We start from the raw sequence: 22,439 nt of genomic DNA on the forward strand, positions 1-22,439 counted from the left end.
TTATGGCAACCCAACGACGCAAGAGCCCCCCCAAGAAGGCAGCTCCCAAACGCACCATCTGGCGCAAGCTGTTCTGGCTTGGCTTCAAGCTCTCCCTGGTGGTGGCGGCCTTTATGGTGGTGTTTGGCATTTACCTCGATACCAAGGTGCGCGAGCGCTTCGACGGCGAGAAGTGGCAACTGCCGGTGATGGTCTACAGCCGCCCGCTGGAGCTCTACCCCAGCCAGCGACTCTCTCAAGCCCAGATGCTGCGCGAACTCAACATGCTGAGCTACAAGCAGGTGCGTCAGCCCCATACCCCCGGCGAATACAGCATCAATGGCAACCGTATCGAGCTGATTCGCCGCCCGTTCCAGTTCTATGACGGGGCCGATGGTGCCCGTGGCCTGCGCCTCACCTTCAACGGTCCGCGTCTTGAGGGGATCCAGTCGCTGGAGAACCAGCGCCAGCTCGGTTACGCCCAGATGGATCCGGTGCTGCTCGATCGCCTCAACACCGAGGATCGGGAAGATCGCCTGCTGGTCCGCCTCGCCGAGGTGCCCGACAGCCTGCTGGTGACCCTGCTCACCACCGAAGATCGCGATTTCTACCAGCATGGCGGCGTCTCGCCGGTGGCCATCATCCGCGCCATGGCAGCGAACCTGCTGGCGGGGCGCACCGTGCAGGGGGGCAGCACCCTCACCCAGCAGCTGGCCAAAAACTTCTTCCTGACCCGCGAGCGCAGCTTGTGGCGCAAACTGCAGGAAGCCTATATGGCGGTGCTGATCGACTATCGCTACAGCAAGGACGAGATCCTCGAGTCTTACCTCAATGAGGTCTATCTGGGGCAGAACTTCTCGCAAGGGGTCTACGGCTTTGGCCTCGCCTCCTACTTCTATTTCGGTATTCCGGCCAACGAGCTGGATATTGATCAAGTGGCCCTGCTGGTGGGGTTGGTGAAGGGCCCCTCCTATTACGATCCCTGGCGCTTCCCGGAGCGGGCCAAAACCCGCCGCGATCTGGTGCTGAAACTGCTGATGGATCACGGCAGCCTGCAACCGGCCGAGTATGATCTGGCCAGCCGTCAGCCCCTTGGCATCATCGCCCGTGGCCAGATGAGCTATGGCCGCACCCCGGCCTTTATGGGGCTGCTCAAGCGGGAGGTCCAGAGCCGCTTCGGTGCCGATCTGCTCAAGCAGTCTGGCCTCAAGATCTTCACCAGCCTCGACCCTATCGCCCAGCATGCGGCCGAGCAGGCGGTCGAGTTCGGCCTGCGCGATATCGAGAAGCTGCGTGGCAAGAAACGCCTCGAAGCCGCCATGGTGGTCTCTGACTGGCATAAAGGGGAAGTGGTGGCGCTGGTGGGTGGCCGGGATCCCCGCTACGCCGGTTTCAACCGGGCGCTGGATGCCCGCCGCCAGATTGGATCCTTGGTCAAACCGGCGGTCTACCTGACTGGCCTCTCCAACGGTCTGACCCTGGCGACCCCGCTCAAGGACCAGCCGATCCGCATTCGCGGTCAGGATGGTCAGATCTGGACACCACAAAACTACGATCGCAAGTTCCGCCAGAGCGTGCCGCTGATGGATGCGCTGGCCAGCTCCCTCAACGTACCGACCGTCAATCTGGGTCTGCAGGTGGGGTTGGAGAAGGTGGTGGATACCCTGCACAAACTGGGAGTCCAGCAGGAGATCCAGCCCTATCCGTCGCTGGTGCTGGGGGCGGTGGCCCTCTCCCCGATGGAGGTGAACCAGATGTATCTGCCCATCGCCAATCAGGGGCTGACCCAGCCGCTGTCGGCGATCCGCGCCGTGGTCAATGGGGATGGTGCCCTGCTCTATCAGCATGATCAGACCGCCAAGCGGGTCACCGACCAGCAGGCGAGCTGGCTGACCCTGTTCGCCATGACCAAAACGGTGAGTCAGGGCACGGCCCGCGCGCTCAGTGCCAAGTTCCCCGGTGCCACCATGGCCGCCAAGACCGGCACCACCAACGAACTGCGCGACTCCTGGTTCGCCGGGTTGGACAACAACGAACTGGTCAGCATCTGGGTCGGTCGTGACGACAACACCCCGGCGGGCTTGACCGGTGCCAGCGGTGCCCTGCAACTCTTTAGCGGCTACATGAGCCAGCGCGGCGTCAACAGTCTGGGGCTAAAGATGCCGGAAGGGGTCAGCTGGGCCAACTTCTCCCGCGCCAGCGGTACCCACGTCACCAACGGCTGTCCGGGCAGCCTGCAAGTACCGGCCAAGACCGCCACCATGGGATCACCAGCCGGTTGTGCCAGCAGCTCACCGCGCAGTGCTCTGGATGATCTGCTCGGTAGTTTCTTCAACTAAATCAACAGGACGGGCAGCACAGGCTGCCCGTTCACTATGCTGCTGACAAGGAAGCACCATGACCTTTCCGCTGTTTGACGCCATCCACCATGTGGCCATCATCGCCAACGATTACCAACGCTCGCGCCACTTCTACCACCAGGTGCTGGGGCTGCCCATCATCGCCGAGACCCTGCGTGAGGCGCGCCAGTCGTGGAAACTGGATCTGGCCCTGCCGGATGGCAGCCAGCTGGAGCTGTTCAGCTTCCCTGTCACCCCCAGCCGCCCCTCTACGCCAGAGGCCTGCGGCCTGCGCCATCTCGCCTTTCGGGTCAGCGACCTTGACCGGGTTATTGCCCATCTGCTGACTCATCAGGTGGCGGTCGAGCCGGTGCGGGTGGACGAGCTGACCGGCAAGCGCTTCACCTTCTTCGCCGACCCCGACGGCCTGCCGCTGGAGCTCTACGAAGCGCCACGCTGAGTCTGCGTCAGCCAAACAATCGGCCAAACAATCGGCCAAAAATCGGCCAAACAAAAAGCCGCCCGGCGAAACCGGGCGGCTTGGTCATTGATAAAGCGTTATCAGGCGGTGGTCAGCATGGCGACGGCCAGCGCCATCACCATCATGCCAGCCCAGCCAATGGGCTTGAGTCGCTCACGGAAGATGAGCAAACCACCCAGTGCGGTACCCAGAATACCGATGGCACCCCAAGTGGCGTAGGCCACGGCAAGGTCAATCTTGCCACTGCTCACCACTTCGGAGAGCAGGGTAAAGGCTCCCAGTACCAGCACAATCCCCAGCACGCCCCACCCTTTGTAGCGGAACCCCCGCGAGCGGTTGATCGCCATATTGGCACCGATATCCAGCAGGGCCGCGCCAAACACGATAATTAACGGGTGCATACCGCCTCCTTCGCATTAGTTGTTTCACTGCTGGTCACCGGGTCGTCATGGGTTTCTCCCATGGTCACCATAACAATACCCACTATTGCCAGCGCCAGACCGATCAGCTCCTGAGCGTTCAGGTTGTAATCGAGGAACAGCACGGAAACGACGGTGATCAGTGCAATCCCCAGCCCCTCCCACAACGCGAACGCAATACCAATGGAGATTGTTTTGGCGGCTTTGGCCAGTAACAGGTAGGAGATCGAGATCAGTACCCACATCGGCAGGTAATTCATCCATCCCGCGGCGTCCTCAGGGATCATCGCCATACTGGAGGTCCCCGCCACTTCGGTGATGATGGCTCCCGTCAAAAATATCCGCGCTAAAAGCATGCGACTGATTAACATATATTTTCCTTTAATTGCTGCGACGGGAGAAATGATAGCCGCAGTCACAACGCGGGCAGGAATCGCTGAGCGTCGATTTATCAGACGCTAACAGTTTGCCTTGCTATCAGAGGTCGGGCTAAGGTGGTGCTAGAACACTCCGTCATGACGCATCAGCATGAAGCTTTATCAGATAGAACTCTTTGTAGAATCAGCCAACAGTGGCTCCATCGCCAGCACAGCCCGGCGTATTGGCAAGAGCCGCAGCGCCGTCAGTACTGCCATCGCAGCTCTTGAAGTCGAGCTTGGCGTCGAACTTTTTGAACGCGGCGCCAACCAGAGTCGGCTGACCGAGATCGGCGAGCTGGTGCTGGATGACTGCACCCGCCTGTTGCAGGCTGCCAACAGCCTGCAACAGAAGTGCGAGCATTACGCGTCGGGTGCCGAGGTGGCGCTGCGGATCGCCCGCGATGACGCCATCCCCGAACAGGTGTGGCGCGAGCTGCTGGCCGCCTTGCACAGCCAGTTTCCCGGAACCAGCATCTCGCTGGTACTCGCCTCCCCGCCCGAACTGCCCGCGCTGGTGGAAGAGGGCTTCGTCGATGCCGCTTTTGGCCTCATCACCGAGGATCAGGAGCGCAGCGGCCTCAATATCGACGTGCTCAACCCGATCCGCACCCTGATGGTGGTGGCCCCCAGCCATCCGCTGGCCAGCCTGAAGCGGGTGCTACAGCAGGATCTGACCGAGCATACCCAGGTCACCCTCTCCTATGTGGATGAATTTTCTGTAAAAAGCCTGCTGCCGGTTGGCGGCAAGCATATCGGGCTCTCCAGCTTCGAGCTGATGCGCAATGCTGTGCTGGACGGGCTGGGCTGGGCTGGGCGGTGCTCCCCTCACCGCTGATCCAGAGCCAGCTGCGACAGGGCTCCCTGTTGACCCTGAAACACAAGTTCAGCCTGCAGTGGCGGGACTATGGCGTCTATCTGGCGGAAAACGCCTATCACGGCAAGGTGTTGGCCTGGCTGAAGAAATCGATCCAGACATACCTGGAGCCCTTCGAATAGGGATAAAGAGGTGGAGCCAGCTCACGATATAGACGTATCTTGGTGATCCCGCGCGGGGTGATCATGCATACTGTTCAGATACTCATTGAACGCCTGGAGGCGGACCCGATATGAGCAGTGCCCAAGACAAGGACGACATCTGGCTGGACGACGACATCATCGAACTCGACGATGACGAGGTCGTGGTCCCCAAGGCACTCAACCCATGGCAAGTGCTGATCGTCGATGACGAACCAGACATTCATCACGCCACTCGCCTGGCCCTCTCCAACATTCACTACAAATCCCGCCCGCTGGAGCTACTCAATGCCTACAGCGGTGCCGAGGCTGGCCGCATGCTGGAGGCCAATCCCAAAATTGCGCTGATCCTGCTGGATGTGGTGATGGAGACCGAAGATGCCGGTCTGCGGCTGGTGCACCGGATCCGCAACGAAATGCACAACTCGCTGGTGCGGATCGTGCTGCGTACCGGCCAGCCCGGCCAGGCCCCCGAGCAGCGGGTGATCCTCGATTACGACATCAACGACTACAAGACCAAGACCGAGCTGACGGTACAAAAACTGTTTACCACCGTGATTGCCTCCCTGCGCTCTTACGAGACCCTCAGCGCCATCGATAAAAGTCGCCAAGGACTCGGCAAAATTTTGGAAGGGGCGGGCGATCTCTATCACCTTCATTCGCTCAAGGAGTTTGCCTCCGGCGTACTGAAACAGATCAGCGCCATTCTCGATGTGGGCACCGAGGGGGCTATCTGTGCCGAGCGCCGTCCCGGCCAACAGGGGCTGGAGATCCTGGCTGCCACAGGTGACTACGAGACCTTATTGGACGATGGCAAGATCACCGACTTCCCCACCCTCAATGACTCGGTGAGCAAAGCCTTGGCGGCGCGCTGCAACCGCTTTGAACACCCACAGGACTCCCTCTATATCGCCGCTCAAAATGGCCGGGAGTTTGTGCTGAGCTTCACCCCGACCCAGCCTCTTGACCCACTCGAGTGCGATCTGCTGGATGTCTTCTGCCAACGAATTTCGGCCGCATACGACAATCTCTATCTCTACAATCAGTTGCTGCGCGCCCAGGAGGCAACCGTGGTGGCGCTGGCAGCATTGGCAGAATTTCGCGACTCCGACACCGGCGATCACGTATTGCGAGTCCAGAAACTCTCCGATGCACTGGTGGAAGAGCTGCAACAGATGGCGGCGTTTCCCGAGCAGCTGACCCCGGAGTTTGTCGAAATGATTGGCATGGCCTCCATCCTGCACGATGTAGGTAAGGTGGGCACCCCGGATCATATTCTGCACAAGCCGGGGAAATTTGATCCGCCCGAGCGAGTCATCATGGAACAACACGCCGGTATTGGTGCCGATATCTTGCACAAGGCGGGGGAGATGGTGGAGGGCACCAGTTATCTCTCGCTGGGGGCCGAAATCGCCCGGGGCCACCATGAACATTTCGATGGCAAGGGCTATCCACAACAGTTAGCTGGCCAGCAAATTCCTCTCTCGGCCCGCATCGTGGCGGTGGTCGACGTATTCGATGCCCTGCTCAGCAAGCGCCCTTACAAGGAGCCCTGGACGCTGACGCAAACCATGGAATATATCCAGTCCCGCTCCGGCAGCCAGTTTGATCCCCAGATAGTGGCAGCCCTGTCGCGGCTGGTTAACGAGTCGCGGCTCCCCTACTCGCTCTGACTCTCTTTGCTCTCAACTCAGCATGCCCTGCCGGTGACCTTAGTCACCGGCAGGGCATCAAAACAGCCGCTTTGTTGCATCCTGTACACATCAAAGTGCCGCAAACCGGAAACATCGCCCTTCTTTGCCAGCGATATCAGCTGAAATATGGTCATTTAACATCACATCGCTATAATATCGCCCTGCAAACCTGATACTAACAACGAAGGAAAAATCATGAGCCTGAACCTGGTACCGGCTGGCAAGAGCCTGCCCGACGATATCTATGTCATCATCGAGATCCCGCAGAATGCCGACCCGATCAAATACGAAGTCGACAAAGACAGCGGCGCAATTTTCGTCGATCGCTTCATGTCCACCCCGATGTTCTATCCGTGCAACTACGGCTACGTGAACGCGACCCTCTCTCTGGATGGTGACCCTGTCGACGTACTGGTTCCGACCCCTTACCCGCTGCTGGCTGGCTCTGTCATCCGCTGCCGCCCGGTCGGTGTACTGAAGATGACCGACGAGTCTGGCGAAGATGCCAAGATCGTTGCCGTGCCGCACTCCAAGCTGACCAAGCAGTACGACCACATCAAGGATGTGAACGATCTGCCGGAACTGCTGAAAGCCCAGATCCAGCACTTCTTCGAGCGCTACAAAGAGCTGGAAGCAGGTAAATGGGTCAAGGTTGAAGGTTGGGGCGACAAGGCCGCCGCCGAAGCCGAGATCGTCACCTCTGCCGAGCGTTACGCTGCCAAGTAAGCGCTGCTCGGGATGAAAAAAGGCGCCTTATGGCGCCTTTTTTGTGGGTATTTACGGCAGCTGACCGGCCGCATCTCCGGCAGGATTGCCCTGAATGTATATTTCACGGCCATCTTTCTGGTAGGGGCGATAGTAGTCGCCACCGCAGCGATAACCACCGCCCGGCTGGCTCATCAGTTCGCAGTTGACCGGCAACACCTCCAGCCACTTGATAGCCTGCTGATAGCGCAACCACTCCTGCCATTCATGTTCGCGCGCCAGCTGATCGCGCAGCGCAAAGGTATCCCCAATAGACAGCCCCTGGTTGACGATCACCTGACCCGCCATGGCCGGCAGGCTCAGTAACCCCCATACCGCTATGATCCAAGGCTTCATGTTCCCTCCTCGGTGACTTAATTTCACAATTAAATTAAAAGTGACATCAATCTGTTATCCAGATCACAAAACGAAACTTCACCAAAGTGCTGCCGCCTCACCTAGTTGTTTATTATCGTCCACGGCAGGAAGCACCACCATGAAGCCGATCCCGACCCTGTTGCTCAGCCTCACTCTCGGCACAACGTTTGGCACCACTGCTAATGCCAACGAGATCAACATGAGCTGGCAGTGGCAATCCACCGACGGTCATCGCAAGCACTTCCAGCTAACCACTGACGATCAGGTGATTGCGGCCAGTCGTCACGAAATGAGCCTGCTGGACGCCTCCCTCACCAATCCGCTGGAGACCCTCTACGCCTATATCAGCCCGCGGCTCTACAACAGCATCAACCTGATCAACCAGAGCAGCCCCGAGACCGCCACCAAGTTTCGCAATCTGGAGCAGGCATTCACCCTGCGTGACGACAGCACGGAATCAATGCTGTTCTGGCAAGCCTATCAGCAGTATCAGGAAGATGCTTTTTACCAGATGAAAGTGGTGCCCTGCGTCCACCCCAGCAATCGCAAGTTGCCTTGCGTACGACCCGATTACTCCCAGCTCTTCTACCACTTCAAGGGCCATCTCAAACCGTTGGCCCAGCAGTTTGCCGCCAAAGATCTCAGCACCAGCGTCAGCCTGCTGCAGGAGTGGCTGAACGCCATACCGACCCAACCAGAACAGCTGAGTCAATTCGCATCGCCACTGCAAGCCCTGCAGGACAACAAAGCCGACAGCGATGAAAAAGCGCTGTTGATGGCCAGCCTGCTGGCGGAATTGGCCCCGCAATATGTGCTCAGCATCATTTATCCAAACATCAGCATCGGCAGCGTCTCCCCTGCCTGGCTGGCCATTACGGCAGATAGTGGCGTACCCGGTGATGTGGTGGTGATCAACAATCAGCGCCATGTGCTGCTGACCGGCTCGTCCCTACTGGCACAGCAGATGACCATGGCCAAGATCCCCCTCGTCAGCGAGTCGCTCTACTGACGCTGACACCTCAGACCAGCAGCCAATTCATTGATTTTTATCGATGTCATGCCATCCTAACCGCCCTTGCCAGCCAACCTCCTGACTGGCGGGGCGCAGACGCTTCTGAATTGCGATCTTATTTAACACTTTTTAAACAGATCCGATCGGTTTAGGATGAAGCTCGCCCATTCCCTCAATCCGAAACTCGTTATAACATAACAAATGGAGTGTCATCAGGATGAAACATCTGGTACTTACTTTGGCGCTGCTGCCATCTCTGGTCTTTGCTCACAACATCAAGGATGGCAACCCGGTACCGCTGGTCAATGTCAGTGATCAGGGTGAGCTGGTACTGAACGGCAAGGATATCGGCTACCAACCGTGGCAGAGCCAGTCTCTCACTGGCAAGGTGTTCATGATCCAGCATATTGCCGGTCGCTCCAGTGCCAAGGAGCTGAACGCCCCGATGATCGAGGCGATCAAGGCGGCCAAGCTGCCGCAGGACAAGTACCAGACCGTCACCATCATCAACAGCAATGACGCCATCTGGGGCACCTCCGGCTTCGTGAAGAGCAGTGCCGAGGATAGCAAGAAAGAGTTCCCCTGGTCCGCCATGGTGCTGGATGCCAAGGGCATGGCACGCAACGCCTGGGATCTGACGCCGGAAAGCTCGGCGATCATCCTGCTGGATAAAGAGGGCAAGGTGCTGTTTGCCAAAGATGGCCCGCTCGATGCCAACAACATTACTACCGTGATGGGGCTCATCAAGTCCCATCTCTAAGTCAGAGAGAAAGGGCGCTGATGGCGCCCTTTCCATAAGGGTCTATGGGTCGTATCAAGCTGAAAATCTGGATCTTGCTGCTGGGCTGGTTATGGCTGCAGCCTGCCCTTGCCCGGCATCAGCTTGAATCCGCCCTGCCCGGCCACGACGACCATCACTGCCTGGTTTGCGCCCTCCATCTGGATGGCAAGCAAGTCATCACCGCTACCCCCTATTGTTTCCCCAGTGCGACTGCAGTTCTGCCCGTTGTTGCAAGCATGCAACTATCGGCCAACTCTGCCGCACTCCACAGTTATGCCATCCGTGCGCCGCCAGCCTCTGATTTTCTCTATCCCTTTGTTTAATTTCGCTATTTGTTTTGAAAAAGGATTAAAGATGAAAGCAGTTACTCTGTTGCTGGCCGCTGCGGCCTTTGGCGCACACGCAAATCACGACGAACACGAGAGCCACAGCCACGGTGCCCACGAACATGGCCACGGCCACCTCAATCTGGTAGTCGATGGCGACCAGCTGATGATCGAGCTGCAAGCCCCCGCGGCCGATCTGGTGGGCTTCGAGCACGCCGCCAAGAGCGATGAAGATAAGGCGCAGTATGCCAAGGCGGTCGCCCGCCTCCAGCAGCCTGACGCCCTGTTCCGCTTCGACCCGGCCGCTGGCTGTAAACTGACCCAGCAGGAGCTACAGGCCGCCAAAGAAGAGCATGATCACGACCATGACCATGACCATGACCATGACCATGACCATGACAAAGCTGCCAGCGACGCGCATGAACACCACCATGATCATGACGAAGCGGGTCACGCCGACACCAGCCACGCTGATCTCGGAGCCATGTACACCTACACCTGCGCCACCCCGGCCAAACTCACCGGCCTTGAAGCGACCCTGTTCAGTGTCTATCCGAGCCTTGAGAAGCTGAGCGTGCAGGGGATCCTGCCCACCGGCCAGACCGCTGGCGAGCTGACCCCGTCCGCCAACAAGCTGAGCTGGTAACACCATGAAAAAAGCCGTGGTTGAGATCCGCGATCTGGCCTTTGCCTGGCCGGGTCATGAAGTTGTACTCGATCTGCCCGCCCTCACCATCAGCGAGGGTGAGCGGGTCTTTATCAAGGGCCCGTCGGGCTCCGGCAAATCGACCCTGCTCGGGTTGCTGGCCGGGATCCAGACCGCCAACCACGGCACCCTGGAGGTGCTGGGCCAACCATTGGCCCAGCTCTCTGGCCGTGCCCGTGACCACTTCCGGGCAGCCAATCTGGGTTATATCTTCCAGCAGTTCAATCTGCTGCCCTTTCTCTCGGTGCAGGACAACGTCACCGCTGCCCTCACCTTCTCCCCCGAAAAGCAGGCCCGCCTGCAGGGCAGTCCGGAGCAGGAGGCGCGCCGTCTGCTGACGGAGTTGCAACTGCCGGATGACGCACTGCATCGCCCCGTTCATGCCCTCAGCATCGGCCAGCAGCAACGGGTTGCAGCCGCGCGGGCATTGATCGGCTCGCCGCCACTGGTGATCGCCGACGAGCCCACCTCGGCCCTCGATACCGATAACCGGGCGGCCTTTATCAAGCTGTTGTTCGAGGAGTGCGACAAGCAGGGCTCGACCCTGATCTTCGTCAGCCATGACCCCTACCTCGAGCCCCTGTTCCCGCGGGTTGAAAATCTGCAACAGCTCAACAGGAAGGCCACATGCTAAAACTCGCCCTGCAAAGTCTCTGGGCCCGCCGCCTCACCGCCGGGCTCACCCTGCTGGCCGTTGCCATCAGCGTCACCCTGCTGCTGGGGGTGGAACGAGTGCGCACCCAGGCGCGCGAAAGCTTCTCCAACACCGTCTCAGGTACCGATCTCATCGTCGGCGCCCGCTCCGGTCAGGTGAACCTGCTGCTCTACTCGGTGTTTCGCATCGGCAACCCCACCAACAACGTGGGGTGGGACTCCTATCAAGCCATCAAGCAGAAACCCGGCGTGGCCTGGACCATCCCCCTCTCCCTCGGTGACTCCCACAAGGGATTTCGGGTGCTCGGCACCAATGGCGACTACTTCACTCACCTGAAGTACGGTCAGCAACAGTCGCTGCAACTGCGCGAAGGGCGGCCGTTCGAGACGCCGTTTGAAGCGGTACTTGGCGCTCAGGTGGCCGAGAAGCTGGGCTATCGGCTCGATCAGGCCATCGTCATCGCCCACGGCGCTGGCAATACTTCGTTTAGCCAGCACGACAATCTGCCGTTCAAGGTGGTGGGAATTCTGGCACCGACCGGCACCCCTATCGATCGCACCATCCATGTGCCGCTGGCGGGAATTGAGGCGATCCATCTGGGCTGGGATACCGGCCGCCACAGCAAGAACGTGACCGCCGAGCAGGCGCTGGCGCTGGATCTCACCCCGAAAACCATCACCGCCTTTATGGTGGGCTTGAGCAACCGGATCCTGGCGTTCCAGCTGCAGCGCAGCGTCAACACCTATCCCAAAGAGCCGCTGATGGCGATCCTGCCCGGTGCCGCCCTGCAGGAGCTGTGGAGCCTGATGAGCGTGGCAGAGACGGCGCTGTCGGTCATCGCCGGTTTCGTGGTGGTGGCGGGCCTGATCGGCATGCTGACCACCTTGCTGGCGGGGCTTAACGAGCGACGCCGGGAGCTGGCCATATTGAGATCCCTCGGTGCTGGCCCTTCCCACCTGTTCCTGCTGCTGGCGCTGGAGGCGATGGCGCTGACCACGGTCGGCATCGCCCTCGGGGTCGTCGTGCTCTATCTGGGGCAGGGGCTTGCCACGCCCTGGCTGCTCAGCCACTATGGCCTGCAATTAAGCTTGGGGCTGCCGAGCACCTACGAATGGCAGTTGCTGGGGGTGGTGTGGCTGGCAGGTATGGTGATCGGCCTGCTCCCGGCAGCCCGCGCTTATCGCTATAGCCTGAGCGATGGCATGAGCATTCGCGTCTAGCGAGACGCTAAAAATAGAAACAGAAGGACAGATGATGAAGTGGAAAATAGTGGCGCTGCTCGCCAGCCTGCTGGTGCTGCCCGCCATGGCCGCCGATTACAAGACCATCGACTGGGATGTACTGATCCCGGAAGGGGAGCGGCTGTTGCCACCCCCGCAGGTCAATCACGAAGATCCCATGTCGGTGCCGCAGCCGGTCGGTGGGGTGAACAAAAAGCTGGACAACCAGGATGTGCGCATTCCGGGCTTCGTGGTACCGCTGGAAGGGGATGCCAAGAAGATCACCGCCTTCCTGCTGGTGCCCTACTTCGGCGCCTGCATCCATGTGCCGCCGCCCCCCACCAATCAGGTGATCTATGTGAGCTACCCCAAGGGTGCGCCGGTGGATGATCTGTGGGATGCCATCTGGGTGAAAGGCAAGATGCGCACTATCAGCTCCAGCCACGAGATGGCCACCGCCTCCTACTCGATGGAAGCGGTTGAAGTGAGTGTCTACGAGGAGTAATACTCCCGTTGAAAAAAAAGCGGCCTCCACGGAGGCCGCTTTGTTATCTTGGCCTCAGGGTTGGAGTAACATTCATCTCCTGAACCTGTGCTAATGGAGTCAGCATGGCAGACCTCCCGCCCCCCAAGAAAGAGAGTTCGATCCTGAGCAGTCAGGAGCAGACCTTGCGTCTGGCCCGCAGTCGTGGCATCGACGGCATGCTCACCCGCAACAGCGACAGCACCTTCGAACAGCGCGCCACCTTTCGCCATCTGGCGGATCAGGCCGCTCGCCAGCGCAATCTGGAAGCCATCATGGTGATGGCCGCTCGCCACTGCGAAGAGACCGCAGCCGGAGGGGAGATGGACAGCGACTGGCTGACCCGCTTCCTGCATCTGGCGGAAGATATCAGCATGGTGCCGATGCAGCAGCTGTGGGGGCGGATCTTCGCGCTGGAGATAGCCACCCCGGGCCGCTTCTCCATCCGGGCGCTCTCCACCCTCAAAGAGATGACCCAACGGGAAGCACAGCTGTTTCAGCGTATCTGTTCGCTGACCTGCCGCTACACCGGTAGCGACGAGCAGCGGCTGCTGCTGGGGCTGCACAAGGGGGCCAGTTTGCTGAGCCGTGCCAAGGCAACCCGGCTCGGCCTTGGCAAATACCGGCTGCCCTACAACGCCCTGCTGCAGCTGTTCGAACTGGGGCTGCTGCACCGCGGCGAGCTGGAATCCGGCCCGCTGCCTGCCGATGGGATCGAGCTGGAGTTTGGCAACCAGCGCTGGCGGCTGCAGTGCAAGCAGCACAACATCACCCTGCTCTACTACCGGCTCACCCCGGTGGGCAACGAGCTCGCCCAACTGCTGCAAGAGTCGCCGCTGGAGGAGTATCTGCAGGATCTGAAAACCGTGCTGGTGCAGGGGATCCAGATCGAAGTGATGCAGCTGGCCAGCGAAACCACACCGCATACCCCTGACGCAGCCCCCTGATCATCGATGGGGGCAACACGCCCAGCGACTCCCCGCAGCTCCCGCTCACTGCACCTCACTCAGCAAAGTGAGGTGCAAAATGCAGCTCTCCTCGTCTCTCGCTACCCGTTTTTTGCACATTGCAACGGCAGCACCGCCACTCTCGCTGGCTGCGCCCCTTTATTGACACAAAAATCACTTGATGTGGTTGATGGCCCGCCCTTTGCACCAGCTCTTGATACAGCTCTTGATACAGCTCAAAACTCAACCACCACAGCTCGGGAGCAAGGCCATGAGAATCAATCAACCGGTTACCCAAAGGGAACGCCTCTATCCAGACCACCAGAGCCTGATCTCCACCACGGATCTGGAGAGCCGCATCACTTACGCCAACGAAGAGTTCTGCGACATTGCAGGCTTCTCGCTCGATGAGCTGACAGGGGAACATCACAATCTGGTGCGCCACCCGGACATGCCGAAACAGGCCTTCGCCGATCTGTGGAACCATATCAAGGAAGGCAAGAGCTGGATGGGGCCGGTGAAAAACCGCTGCAAGAACGGTGACCACTACTGGGTCAGCGCCTTTGTCACCCCCATCAAGGATGCCAGTGGCCGGGTGGTGGAGTATCAGTCGGTGCGCACCGCCCCGAGCGAGGAGATCAAACAGCGGGCCGAGAAGGTCTATGCTGACCTGCGCAATGACAAGCTGCCGCTGGCACTCAAGCTGCCCACCTTCTCCCACACCCTGACCATCAACCTCTGCCTGCTGCTGAGCCTGCTCGCCATGTTTGTGCTGGGTTACAGCAACGAGATGAACTGGCAACTGGCGCTGGTCGCCCTCCCGCTGGCGGTGGCTGCCATCACCCTCAATGCCCTCTCCCGCCGCCTTGGCAAACTCAACAAGATGGCCCGCAGCCGCTTTGACAACCCGCTGATGCAGCTGCTCTACACCAACAAGGTGGACAACATCGCCGCCATCGAACTCTCGATGCTGCTCAATCAGGCCGAATTCAACGCCGTGCTGGCGCGCACCCAGCAGACTTGCAGCAAGATCCTGCAGGCCGCCGAGGGGGATCTGCGCAACGCCGAATCCATCACCGACAACCTGCAACAGCAGCAAGCCGAGACCAATCAGGTGGCGACCGCCGTTACCGAAATGTCGGAGTCAATCCGCGAGGTCTCGCAAAGCACCAGCGACTCCTCCAGCCTGCTGGATGAGACTGCCGTGCTGTTCAAAAGCGGCAACAGCAGCGTGGCCGAAACCGTGGCCGCCGTGGCCGGTATGAACAGCGAGCTGATCACCTCCAAAACCGTCATCAGCGCGCTGGTCGGCCACTGCCGCGATATCGACGGTATCCTCGATGTGATCAACAACATCGCCAACCAGACCAATCTGCTGGCCCTCAACGCCGCCATCGAAGCAGCCCGGGCTGGCGAAGCGGGCCGCGGTTTCTCGGTGGTGGCCGACGAAATCCGCTCGCTGGCCATCAAGACCCAATCCTCGACCAGCGAGATCCAGAAGATGATCACCGAACTGCAAAGCAGCTCGGGCCAGGCAGAACAAGCGATGGAAAAAGGGTGCCAGCTCGCCGATAGCTGCCAGCAGAAGGCATCGGCCACCGGCGCGGTACTGCAGCAGATCAACAACATGTTGCAGCAGGTTGCCTCCGGCAGCGGCCAGATTGCCCAAGCGGTGCAGGAGCAATCCCACGTTACCGCCGAGATCAACCGCAACGTGCTCAGCATCAAAACCCTGGCCGATGACTCCAGCGTCGGCAGCCAGCACGCCGTGCACGGCATCACCCAGCTGGTGACCCAGTTGAGCGACCTCGACCGGCTGGTGCGCCAGTTCCAGAAAACCGCTCCGGCGACTCAAAGCCGCTACGAAGTGGCCGCCACCCACGCCGTACCAGTACGCCAAGCCAGATAACCACTACACAAACAATCACCGCAGAAAAATCCTATGGGCCCGCAGGCCCATAGAGTTTTTTATTGCCCGCCGACAAGAGGCCGAGACTGCCGTTTCCCTGTTCGATTTCCCGCCGCGCTGATGGCAGCCGCTGTTGCACGGCCATATCGCAGTCCGTTACAAATTAATTTGTTGATCTTGCTCAAAAATTGCCAGCACCCACTTCCCCACTCAGCCCCGTTTGGTAACATGGCCGCCTGACAACCTCTCGTTGGAGTCAGCCATGAGCCAGACCAGTGCCACATCGCAGGTAAAAAGCAGCAAACTGGAGGCTGGAATTCAGGGGCGGTAGCGTGGTTTTTGCAGGTTGGCGCAGAGCGGAGCGAAGCTAAGCCCAACAAACGAGCATTATTACGCCAACCAGAGCGGGATAAACATGGATTAGAGCGATCGGTAAAACAAATGTGCAGATACGTTTCGCGGTAAACGTTGGGCTTCACTGCGTTCAGCACCAACCTACGATTTTTAGCCCAACACACGAGATAAAATAATAGTACGGCCTTGTATATAATCACTGTCATATGCTTGACATAAATTATAACATTAGACTACCAAAGTCATGGTAATTAAATGAAATTTACAGTTGAAAAATCAGGTGAACGTGTTTCATTGGCTATTGAGCATGAAGGTAAAGCCCGGCGCGTTCACGAAATTTCCGTAAGTGGACGAATCTTTGTGAAAGGTAAACCACCTGAAATATCCAAACTAATGAAATCAATGGAGACTCACTGTTTAGATAATAATATGGACAGCCGCGAATTTCTTGATCTTTATCACAAGAGTAGACAGCATACTATTGAGCATGAAATGAAAGAGCTATTAAGATGCTTTATGAAAATACAGAATTCTTTATATTGCATAGATATAGCGGATGCAATTAGGTTTAGTGATTCAGAGAAATAAATATATAACTACGCATTTAATATGGATTATCAATATTTTGAGTTCTCAGCTTGAGTCAAGCTTAGTATTTAAATCACAATGATGGTGGCTTTACTCACCACTTAACGCGGCCTATGACAATTAATTTGGAGATAGATATCTAATGTTGTTAAAGATAATTTTGATTTTTGTTTTTTCATGCACAAGCGGCTTCACATTTGCAAACACAACACAGCCACAGCCACAGCCACAGCCACAGCCACAGCCACAGCCACAGCCACAAGAAAAAATTAAAGAAATATCAGAGCAGAACATTCGATTGCAAGAACAAAATGAAATGCTTAAGTCATCTATAGAGAACTATAATAACATTATATTTTCTGCTTTAGGTTTTGCTGGAACATTTCTAATCACATTTCTTGGCGTGAATGTCTACTTCGTAAAAAATAGAGTGGATGAAGATAAGAAAAATCTGGAACGCATGATAGAAGACAAAAACAAAGAAAATTTTATTGCGCTGTCAAACACCATAACAAAAATTATTGATGAACACATAGAACATCTAGACAAAAAAACTTCATCACAAGCCGCTTTAATTTCTACTCAGCTTAAAACTGAAATCAGAACTATCGACAAAAAGATTAAATATATTCATTATGACTTAGCTGTCAATGAATATGAAAAGGAACAGTGTGATGGGAATAAACTAACTACTGCAATAAACCTTATTAAATACTCAGAGGCTGTTGGCTTTGATTGGAGAACATCTCAAACACTAACAGAGATAAAGACACTATTAAAAACTGGTGCAACATATAGTGCAAGCGAACTTCCTGATGTTTTTAAAGTTTTAAGGGACATTTCAGAATCAAATAAAAAACTAGCAGTTGACGTAGAAACATTAATACTACACACCGCAAGCCAGTAATAATAAGTACTCTGCGAACACTGATGCATACAAAAAACTTACATCTCCTTTTAAGAAGATAACAGCTAAAAATAATTGCAAGGAAACAAGGGGGCAAAAGCTCCCCCCTGATATCAATCCTCGGAATATTCAAGCATCCCAATCTTAGTCAATCCATCCTCTCTGCCGCAGGGCAATCAGCAACTCATCCACCAGCACGTCCACCGGTTTACCGGCGTTGAGCAGATGAATTTCCGGCTGCTCCGGCGCCTCGTAGGCGGAGTCGATACCGGTGAAGTTGCGAATTTCCCCTGCCCGCGCTTTTTTGTAGAGCCCCTTGGGGTCGCGCTCTTCACAGATGGCGAGCGGCGCATCGACAAAGACTTCGACAAACTCCCCTTCACCCAAGAGGCTGCGCACCAGCGCCCGCTCGGCACGAAATGGCGAGATAAAGGCGGTGAGCACGATAAGACCCGCATCCACCATCAGTTTTGCCACTTCGCCAACCCGGCGGATATTCTCCTGCCGGGCGGCATCATCGAAACCGAGATCGCCACACAGGCCGTGGCGCACATTGTCGCCATCGAGCAGATAGGTGTGCTTGCCCTCGGCGGCCAGCGCCTGCTCCAGCGCCCCCGCCAGGGTGGATTTACCCGCCCCCGATAGCCCGGTAAACCAAATCACCAGCGGCTTTTGCCCCTTCAATTCGGCCCGGCTTGCCTTGTTCACGGCATGGTCGTGCCACACGATATTGCTCATTCAAACTCCTTGCGAGGCATCAAGCTCATCCACATCGGGAAGGAACCAAAGACCCCCTCACCCTAGCCCTCTCCCAGAGGGAGAGGGAACACTTACTCCCTGCTCCCTCTTTTCTCGGTGGGATCAGGCCCCTCACCCCCTCTTCCAAAGGGAGAGGGAATATTTGCCCCCTCCAAGGGAGAGGGCTCCGGGCGCTATTGCTTGTCGCTGTCGTTGCCGATGGCCAGCGCCTGCCAGTGGGGGAAGTGTTTGCGAACCAGGGCATTGAGCTCGATCTCGAACTCGCTGTAGTGCCCTTTTGCCACTTTCGCGGCCAAGCCCTCTACGATCATGCCGGCGCCGACGGTGACGTTGGTCAGCCGGTCTATCAGGATAAAGCTGCCGGTATCGCGGATCTCCCGATACGGGTCGAACGCCACCGGGTCGGTCAGGCTCAGCTCGCACAGGCCGATCTCGTTGAGTTTGAGCTCGCTCGCAGCCAGCTCGTCCAGCTTGTTGATCTCGATGCGGTGGCGGATGGCCTCCACCTGACCGCGACTCTTCTTGGTGGCCAGCTTGACGTCGTAGACCCGGCCCGGTTGCAGGGACTCCTCCCCCATCCAGACGATATGGGCCAGCACATTCTGGGTCACTTGCGGACGGTTGGCGGCATCCACCAGCAGGTCGCCGCGGCTGATGTCGATCTCATCGGCGAAGGTGACTGTGATGGCCTGACCCGGCAGGGCGTACTCCAGATCCCCGTCGAAGGTGACGATGCGGGTCACTGTGCTCTCTTTGCCGGACGGCAGCACCGCCAGCTTGTCGCCCACCCGCAGGATGCCAGAAGCCAGCGTCCCCGCGAAGCCGCGAAAATCGAGGTTGGGGCGGTTCACATACTGCACCGGCAGGCGCACCGGATGGCGCTCCAGCTCACGCTCCACTTCTGCGGACTCCAGCAGTGCCAGCAGGGTTTCGCCCTGATACCAAGCCAGCTTGTCGCTTTGGTTGACCACGTTGTCGCCGTCCAGCGCCGAGACCGGCACTATCTGGATGGTATCGACGCTGAGCTTCTTGGTGAATTCGCGGTAATCGGCACTGATGCGCTCGAACACCTCCTGACTGAACTCCACCAGATCCATCTTGTTGACCGCCACCACGAACTGCTTGATGCCAAGCAGGCTCGCGATAAAGCTGTGGCGGCGGGTCTGATCCAGCACCCCCTTGCGAGCGTCGATCAAGATGATGGCCAGATCGCAGGTGGAGGCGCCGGTGGCCATGTTGCGGGTGTACTGCTCGTGGCCCGGGGTATCCGAGATGATAAATTTGCGCTTGGCGGTGGAAAAATAGCGGTAGGCCACGTCTATGGTGATGCCCTGCTCGCGCTCCGCTTGCAGGCCGTCTACCAGCAGCGCCAAGTCCAGCTTCTCGCCGGTGGTGCCGAGCTTCTGGCTGTCGGACTCCAGCGCTTTGAGCTGATCTTCATAAATCTGCTGGGAGTCGTGCAACAGGCGACCGATCAGGGTGCTCTTGCCGTCATCCACGCTGCCGCAGGTGAGAAAACGCAGCAGACTCTTGTGCTGCTGGGCGTGCAGATAGGCTTCGATGCCCTGTTCGGTGATGGCGGTCTGAATATGGCTGTTCATGCTGACGACTCCTTAGAAATATCCCTGACGCTTCTTCTGCTCCATGGAGCCGGCCTGATCGTGATCAATCAGCCGCCCTTGCCGCTCGCTCGAGGTGGTGAGCAGCATCTCTTCAATAATCTCCGGCAAGGTGGTGGCGGATGACTCGATGGCCCCGGTCAACGGGTAGCAGCCGAGGGTACGGAAACGCACCAGCTCCTGCTTCACCTCATCCTCGGCGCTCAACGGCATGCGATCGTCATCCACCATGATCTTGATGCCGCTGCGCTCCACCACTGGGCGGTGAGCCGCGAAGTAGAGCGGCACTATGTCGATGTTTTCCAGATAGATGTATTGCCAGATATCGAGCTCGGTCCAGTTGGAGAGCGGGAACACCCGGATGCTCTCCCCCTTGTTGACCTGGCTGTTGTAAACCCGCCACAGCTCGGGACGCTGGTTCTTCGGGTCCCAGCGGTGGGACTTGTCGCGGAAGGAGTAGACCCGCTCCTTGGCACGGGATTTCTCCTCGTCGCGGCGGGCGCCACCGAAGGCGGCGTCAAAACCGTATTTGTTGAGCGCCTGCTTGAGCCCCTCGGTCTTCATGATGTCGGTGTGCTTGCCGCTGCCGTGATCAAAGGGGTTGATGCCCATGGCAAGCCCTTCCGGGTTCTTGTGGACGATCAAATCCAGCTCATACTTTTTGGCGGTCTCGTCGCGGAACTTGATCATCTCCTTGAACTTCCAGTCGGTATCGACATGGAGCAAGGGGAACGGGATCTTGCCCGGATAGAAGGCCTTGCGGGCCAGATGCAGCATGACGGAGGAGTCCTTGCCGATGGAGTACATCATCACCGGGTTTTCAAATTCGGCAGCCACCTCGCGGATGATATGGATGCTCTCGGCTTCCAGCTGCTGCAGGTGAGTCAATCGTTCACGGGAGATACCGGCTGGGGTGTTCTCCACATGGGGTTGCTGCAAGTGAGTCACTCTTTCACGGTCCATGTTGGTCCTCGGGTCATTGCTAATGCGCCTGCTCGGGGCGCTGGGTGGTTCAGTGCGCGGCCGCACCGGCAGCCGCATCAAATATCTCTTTCTGGCTCAGGCCAGCTGCACCAGCTTGAGGTCGCAGCCATCGAGATCCGGGTTAGCGCGCTGCTGATCGCCGCTTTTTTCCCCAAACCAAGCCAGTCGCTCGCGCAGTGCTACTACCTCGCCGATGACGATGAGCGACGGGCTCACCGCCTGTTTGGCCAGTTCGGCCAGCTCGTCGAGCGTGCCGGTCAGCACCCGCTGACGGGCGGTGGTGCCGCGCTCGATGATGGCGATGGGAGTAGCTTGGCTGCGGCCGTGATCCACCAGCTGCTGCTGGATATGCTCGGAGCGCATCAGCCCCATGTAGATAACCAGAGTCTGACTGGTTGAAGCGAGCTGCTGCCAGTCGGGCTCCTTGCCATCGCTCTGGCCATTTTGCTGACAGTGCCCAGTAATAAACACGGCGCTCTGGGCGTAATCGCGGTGGGTCAGCGGAATACCGGCATAGGCGGTGGCACCGGCAGCAGCCGTGATACCGGGCACCACCGAGAAGGGGATGCCTTCATCGGCCAGCACTTCCAGCTCTTCACCACCACGACCAAACATAAAGGGATCGCCCCCCTTGAGCCGCACCACCCGGTTGCCCGCCTTGGCGAACGTAACCAGCAGGCGATTGGTCTCCTCCTGCGGCACGCTGTGGGCGCCCGCCTTCTTGCCGACTGACACCAGGGTGGCATCGCGGCGCACCAGATCGAGGATTTCGGCGGAGACCAGCTGGTCGTAGAGCACAACTTCGGCTTGTTGAATTTGTTGCAGTGCCTTGAGGGTCAACAGGCCCGGATCACCGGGGCCCGCGCCCACCAGCACCACTTCCCCCACTTCGCTGTTCGCATGGTCGAGCCCATCGCTCAGCCACTGCTCGGCACCTTGCCAATCCTCTTTCTCAATCAGGCTGGCAAGGGTGTTGGAGGCAAAAGCGCGCTCCCAGAAGCGGCGACGATCGGAGAGGGAAGAGAGCACCCGCTTGGCCTTGTCACGGACCCGGCCTGAGAGTTCGGTAAGACCGCCGAGATGCCGTGGCAACAGGCTCTCCAGCCGCTCGCGCAGCAGGCGCACCAGCACCGGCGCCTTGCCGCCGCTGGAGACCGCCACCATCAGCGGCGAGCGATCGATGATCGAGGGGAAGATAAAACTGGAACGCTTGGGGTCATCCACCACATTGACGAACAGCCCCAGCTGGTTGGCACTTTGATAAACCAGCGCGTTGACTTCGAGGCTGTCGGTGGCGGCCACTACCAGGATCTGACCAGCCAGATGGGCCGGAGTGAAGCGCTCCGCCAGATGGGTGATACGACCGGCAAATTCCGAAAATTCCGGTTCAAGCTCCGGGGAGACCAGGGTCAGCCGGGCACCGGCCGCCAGCAGCAGGCGCGCCTTGCGCAGGGCAACCTCGCCCCCGCCCACCAGCAATACCGGGCGGCCTTCCAACTTGGCAAACATAGGTAAATAATCCATTTCGGCCCATCCCTCGGAACACGACTAATATGGGGCGACTATAGGCAGGGCAGCTTATCCCTCAAAATAATAAAAAATGCTTTTTAATGCTTTTAAGTAATTAGCAAAGCCAATTCACGACAAAGGCGAGTGAAGTCACTTGTGGTACCTGACGCCAC

The 22,439-nt window shown here is 58.1% G+C and carries 22 protein-coding genes and 1 pseudogene; 16 read left to right on the plus strand and 7 right to left on the minus strand.

Annotated features, from left to right (window positions below):
- The first annotated feature begins 2 nt into the window (after nucleotides 1-2).
- Entirely contained in the window at nucleotides 3-2,318 is a 2,316-nt protein-coding gene (gene mrcB, locus CF137_RS14855) for a penicillin-binding protein 1B (RefSeq protein WP_139719951.1), read from the plus strand.
- A 58-nt stretch (nucleotides 2,319-2,376) separates the two neighbouring features.
- Complete coding sequence (gloA2, locus tag CF137_RS14860; RefSeq protein ID WP_139719953.1) at nucleotides 2,377-2,778, plus strand: SMU1112c/YaeR family gloxylase I-like metalloprotein; 402 nt, start codon at nucleotides 2,377-2,379, stop codon at nucleotides 2,776-2,778.
- Between the two features lie 101 nt (nucleotides 2,779-2,879).
- Here gloA2 and CF137_RS14865 read toward each other — a convergent pair whose 3' ends face one another.
- A complete protein-coding gene (locus CF137_RS14865; protein ID WP_139690879.1) occupies nucleotides 2,880-3,200 on the minus strand; it encodes an SMR family transporter in 321 nt (106 codons plus the stop codon).
- Entirely contained in the window at nucleotides 3,188-3,589 is a 402-nt protein-coding gene (locus CF137_RS14870) for an SMR family transporter (protein WP_082186841.1), read from the minus strand. Before CF137_RS14870 ends, CF137_RS14865 begins: the two co-directional genes overlap by 13 nt.
- Nucleotides 3,590-3,746: 157 nt before the next feature.
- Here CF137_RS14870 and CF137_RS14875 point away from each other — a divergent pair.
- From CF137_RS14875 to ppa, 3 genes and pseudogenes are all read left to right on the plus strand, one after another.
- A pseudogene (locus CF137_RS14875) lies at nucleotides 3,747-4,633 on the plus strand (LysR family transcriptional regulator).
- A 110-nt stretch (nucleotides 4,634-4,743) separates the two neighbouring features.
- On the plus strand, nucleotides 4,744-6,324 hold the full coding sequence (locus CF137_RS14880; protein ID WP_139719955.1) for a DUF3369 domain-containing protein: 1,581 nt from the start codon (nucleotides 4,744-4,746) through the stop codon (nucleotides 6,322-6,324).
- Nucleotides 6,325-6,540: 216 nt separating this feature from the next.
- The gene (gene ppa / locus CF137_RS14885; protein WP_005313216.1) at nucleotides 6,541-7,071 is read left to right on the plus strand and encodes an inorganic diphosphatase; all 531 of its coding nucleotides are present in this window, start codon (nucleotides 6,541-6,543) and stop codon (nucleotides 7,069-7,071) included.
- A gap of 51 nt (nucleotides 7,072-7,122) precedes the next feature.
- Here the strand turns inward: ppa and CF137_RS14890 are convergent, their stop codons facing one another.
- Nucleotides 7,123-7,446 carry a hypothetical protein gene (locus CF137_RS14890; RefSeq protein ID WP_101315621.1) on the minus strand — a complete coding sequence of 108 codons (324 nt, stop codon included), beginning with the start codon at nucleotides 7,444-7,446 and terminating at the stop codon, nucleotides 7,123-7,125.
- A 139-nt stretch (nucleotides 7,447-7,585) separates the two neighbouring features.
- Here CF137_RS14890 and CF137_RS14895 point away from each other — a divergent pair, with 139 nt between their 5' ends.
- From CF137_RS14895 to CF137_RS14945, 11 genes are all read left to right on the plus strand, one after another.
- Complete coding sequence (locus CF137_RS14895; RefSeq protein WP_139719957.1) at nucleotides 7,586-8,476, plus strand: hypothetical protein; 891 nt, start codon at nucleotides 7,586-7,588, stop codon at nucleotides 8,474-8,476.
- Between the two features lie 220 nt (nucleotides 8,477-8,696).
- Nucleotides 8,697-9,239 carry a YtfJ family protein gene (locus CF137_RS14900; RefSeq protein WP_101315625.1) on the plus strand — a complete coding sequence of 181 codons (543 nt, stop codon included), beginning with the start codon at nucleotides 8,697-8,699 and terminating at the stop codon, nucleotides 9,237-9,239.
- A 44-nt stretch (nucleotides 9,240-9,283) separates the two neighbouring features.
- Complete coding sequence (locus CF137_RS14905) at nucleotides 9,284-9,583, plus strand: DUF2607 family protein (protein ID WP_139719959.1); 300 nt, start codon at nucleotides 9,284-9,286, stop codon at nucleotides 9,581-9,583.
- A gap of 31 nt (nucleotides 9,584-9,614) precedes the next feature.
- Nucleotides 9,615-10,232 carry a DUF2796 domain-containing protein gene (locus CF137_RS14910; protein WP_139719960.1) on the plus strand — a complete coding sequence of 206 codons (618 nt, stop codon included), beginning with the start codon at nucleotides 9,615-9,617 and terminating at the stop codon, nucleotides 10,230-10,232.
- Between the two features lie 4 nt (nucleotides 10,233-10,236).
- Complete coding sequence (locus CF137_RS14915; RefSeq protein ID WP_139719962.1) at nucleotides 10,237-10,926, plus strand: ABC transporter ATP-binding protein; 690 nt, start codon at nucleotides 10,237-10,239, stop codon at nucleotides 10,924-10,926.
- Nucleotides 10,920-12,167, plus strand: a complete 1,248-nt coding sequence (locus CF137_RS14920) for an ABC transporter permease (RefSeq protein ID WP_139719965.1) — start codon at nucleotides 10,920-10,922, stop codon at nucleotides 12,165-12,167. The genes CF137_RS14915 and CF137_RS14920 overlap by 7 nt, the downstream gene beginning before the upstream one ends.
- A 31-nt stretch (nucleotides 12,168-12,198) precedes the next feature.
- Entirely contained in the window at nucleotides 12,199-12,672 is a 474-nt protein-coding gene (locus CF137_RS14925; protein WP_101315634.1) for a DUF3299 domain-containing protein, read from the plus strand.
- Nucleotides 12,673-12,776: 104 nt separating this feature from the next.
- Nucleotides 12,777-13,637, plus strand: a complete 861-nt coding sequence (locus CF137_RS14930) for a TIGR03899 family protein (RefSeq protein ID WP_139719966.1) — start codon at nucleotides 12,777-12,779, stop codon at nucleotides 13,635-13,637.
- A gap of 271 nt (nucleotides 13,638-13,908) precedes the next feature.
- Nucleotides 13,909-15,546, plus strand: a complete 1,638-nt coding sequence (locus CF137_RS14935) for a methyl-accepting chemotaxis protein (RefSeq protein WP_139719968.1) — start codon at nucleotides 13,909-13,911, stop codon at nucleotides 15,544-15,546.
- Nucleotides 15,547-16,155: 609 nt separating this feature from the next.
- Nucleotides 16,156-16,488: a hypothetical protein gene (locus CF137_RS14940; protein WP_139719970.1), complete on the plus strand. Its 333-nt coding sequence runs from the start codon at nucleotides 16,156-16,158 to the stop codon at nucleotides 16,486-16,488.
- A gap of 142 nt (nucleotides 16,489-16,630) precedes the next feature.
- Entirely contained in the window at nucleotides 16,631-17,395 is a 765-nt protein-coding gene (locus tag CF137_RS14945) for a hypothetical protein (protein ID WP_139719972.1), read from the plus strand.
- 144 nt (nucleotides 17,396-17,539) lie between these two features.
- Here the strand turns inward: CF137_RS14945 and cysC are convergent, their stop codons facing one another.
- The 4 genes from cysC to cysG all read right to left on the minus strand — a co-directional run bounded on the left by cysC (nucleotide 17,540) and on the right by cysG (nucleotide 22,281).
- On the minus strand, nucleotides 17,540-18,133 hold the full coding sequence (cysC, locus tag CF137_RS14950; protein ID WP_139719974.1) for an adenylyl-sulfate kinase: 594 nt from the start codon (nucleotides 18,131-18,133) through the stop codon (nucleotides 17,540-17,542).
- A gap of 194 nt (nucleotides 18,134-18,327) precedes the next feature.
- Entirely contained in the window at nucleotides 18,328-19,755 is a 1,428-nt protein-coding gene (gene cysN / locus CF137_RS14955) for a sulfate adenylyltransferase subunit CysN (RefSeq protein WP_139719977.1), read from the minus strand.
- A 12-nt stretch (nucleotides 19,756-19,767) separates the two neighbouring features.
- Complete coding sequence (gene cysD, locus CF137_RS14960; protein ID WP_139719979.1) at nucleotides 19,768-20,736, minus strand: sulfate adenylyltransferase subunit CysD; 969 nt, start codon at nucleotides 20,734-20,736, stop codon at nucleotides 19,768-19,770.
- Nucleotides 20,737-20,832: 96 nt separating this feature from the next.
- Nucleotides 20,833-22,281, minus strand: a complete 1,449-nt coding sequence (gene cysG / locus CF137_RS14965) for a siroheme synthase CysG (RefSeq protein ID WP_139719981.1) — start codon at nucleotides 22,279-22,281, stop codon at nucleotides 20,833-20,835.
- Nucleotides 22,282-22,439 lie beyond the last annotated feature (158 nt).

The sequence above is a fragment of the Aeromonas sobria genome, assembly GCF_006243315.1.
Taxonomy (GTDB): domain Bacteria; phylum Pseudomonadota; class Gammaproteobacteria; order Enterobacterales; family Aeromonadaceae; genus Aeromonas; species Aeromonas sobria_A.

Bases quoted from the DNA above. Each gene is read 5' to 3' on its own strand.
- mrcB (WP_139719951.1), top strand. From the start codon at position 3: ATGGCAACCCAACGACGCAAGAGCCCCCCCAAGAAGGCAGCTCCCAAA.
- gloA2 (WP_139719953.1), top strand. From the start codon at position 2,377: ATGACCTTTCCGCTGTTTGACGCCATCCACCATGTGGCCATCATCGCC.
- CF137_RS14865 (WP_139690879.1), bottom strand. From the start codon at position 3,200: ATGCACCCGTTAATTATCGTGTTTGGCGCGGCCCTGCTGGATATCGGT.
- CF137_RS14870 (WP_082186841.1), bottom strand. From the start codon at position 3,589: ATGTTAATCAGTCGCATGCTTTTAGCGCGGATATTTTTGACGGGAGCC.
- CF137_RS14880 (WP_139719955.1), top strand. From the start codon at position 4,744: ATGAGCAGTGCCCAAGACAAGGACGACATCTGGCTGGACGACGACATC.
- ppa (WP_005313216.1), top strand. From the start codon at position 6,541: ATGAGCCTGAACCTGGTACCGGCTGGCAAGAGCCTGCCCGACGATATC.
- CF137_RS14890 (WP_101315621.1), bottom strand. From the start codon at position 7,446: ATGAAGCCTTGGATCATAGCGGTATGGGGGTTACTGAGCCTGCCGGCC.
- CF137_RS14895 (WP_139719957.1), top strand. From the start codon at position 7,586: ATGAAGCCGATCCCGACCCTGTTGCTCAGCCTCACTCTCGGCACAACG.
- CF137_RS14900 (WP_101315625.1), top strand. From the start codon at position 8,697: ATGAAACATCTGGTACTTACTTTGGCGCTGCTGCCATCTCTGGTCTTT.
- CF137_RS14905 (WP_139719959.1), top strand. From the start codon at position 9,284: ATGGGTCGTATCAAGCTGAAAATCTGGATCTTGCTGCTGGGCTGGTTA.
- CF137_RS14910 (WP_139719960.1), top strand. From the start codon at position 9,615: ATGAAAGCAGTTACTCTGTTGCTGGCCGCTGCGGCCTTTGGCGCACAC.
- CF137_RS14915 (WP_139719962.1), top strand. From the start codon at position 10,237: ATGAAAAAAGCCGTGGTTGAGATCCGCGATCTGGCCTTTGCCTGGCCG.
- CF137_RS14920 (WP_139719965.1), top strand. From the start codon at position 10,920: ATGCTAAAACTCGCCCTGCAAAGTCTCTGGGCCCGCCGCCTCACCGCC.
- CF137_RS14925 (WP_101315634.1), top strand. From the start codon at position 12,199: ATGATGAAGTGGAAAATAGTGGCGCTGCTCGCCAGCCTGCTGGTGCTG.
- CF137_RS14930 (WP_139719966.1), top strand. From the start codon at position 12,777: ATGGCAGACCTCCCGCCCCCCAAGAAAGAGAGTTCGATCCTGAGCAGT.
- CF137_RS14935 (WP_139719968.1), top strand. From the start codon at position 13,909: ATGAGAATCAATCAACCGGTTACCCAAAGGGAACGCCTCTATCCAGAC.
- CF137_RS14940 (WP_139719970.1), top strand. From the start codon at position 16,156: ATGAAATTTACAGTTGAAAAATCAGGTGAACGTGTTTCATTGGCTATT.
- CF137_RS14945 (WP_139719972.1), top strand. From the start codon at position 16,631: ATGTTGTTAAAGATAATTTTGATTTTTGTTTTTTCATGCACAAGCGGC.
- cysC (WP_139719974.1), bottom strand. From the start codon at position 18,133: ATGAGCAATATCGTGTGGCACGACCATGCCGTGAACAAGGCAAGCCGG.
- cysN (WP_139719977.1), bottom strand. From the start codon at position 19,755: ATGAACAGCCATATTCAGACCGCCATCACCGAACAGGGCATCGAAGCC.
- cysD (WP_139719979.1), bottom strand. From the start codon at position 20,736: ATGGACCGTGAAAGAGTGACTCACTTGCAGCAACCCCATGTGGAGAAC.
- cysG (WP_139719981.1), bottom strand. From the start codon at position 22,281: ATGGATTATTTACCTATGTTTGCCAAGTTGGAAGGCCGCCCGGTATTG.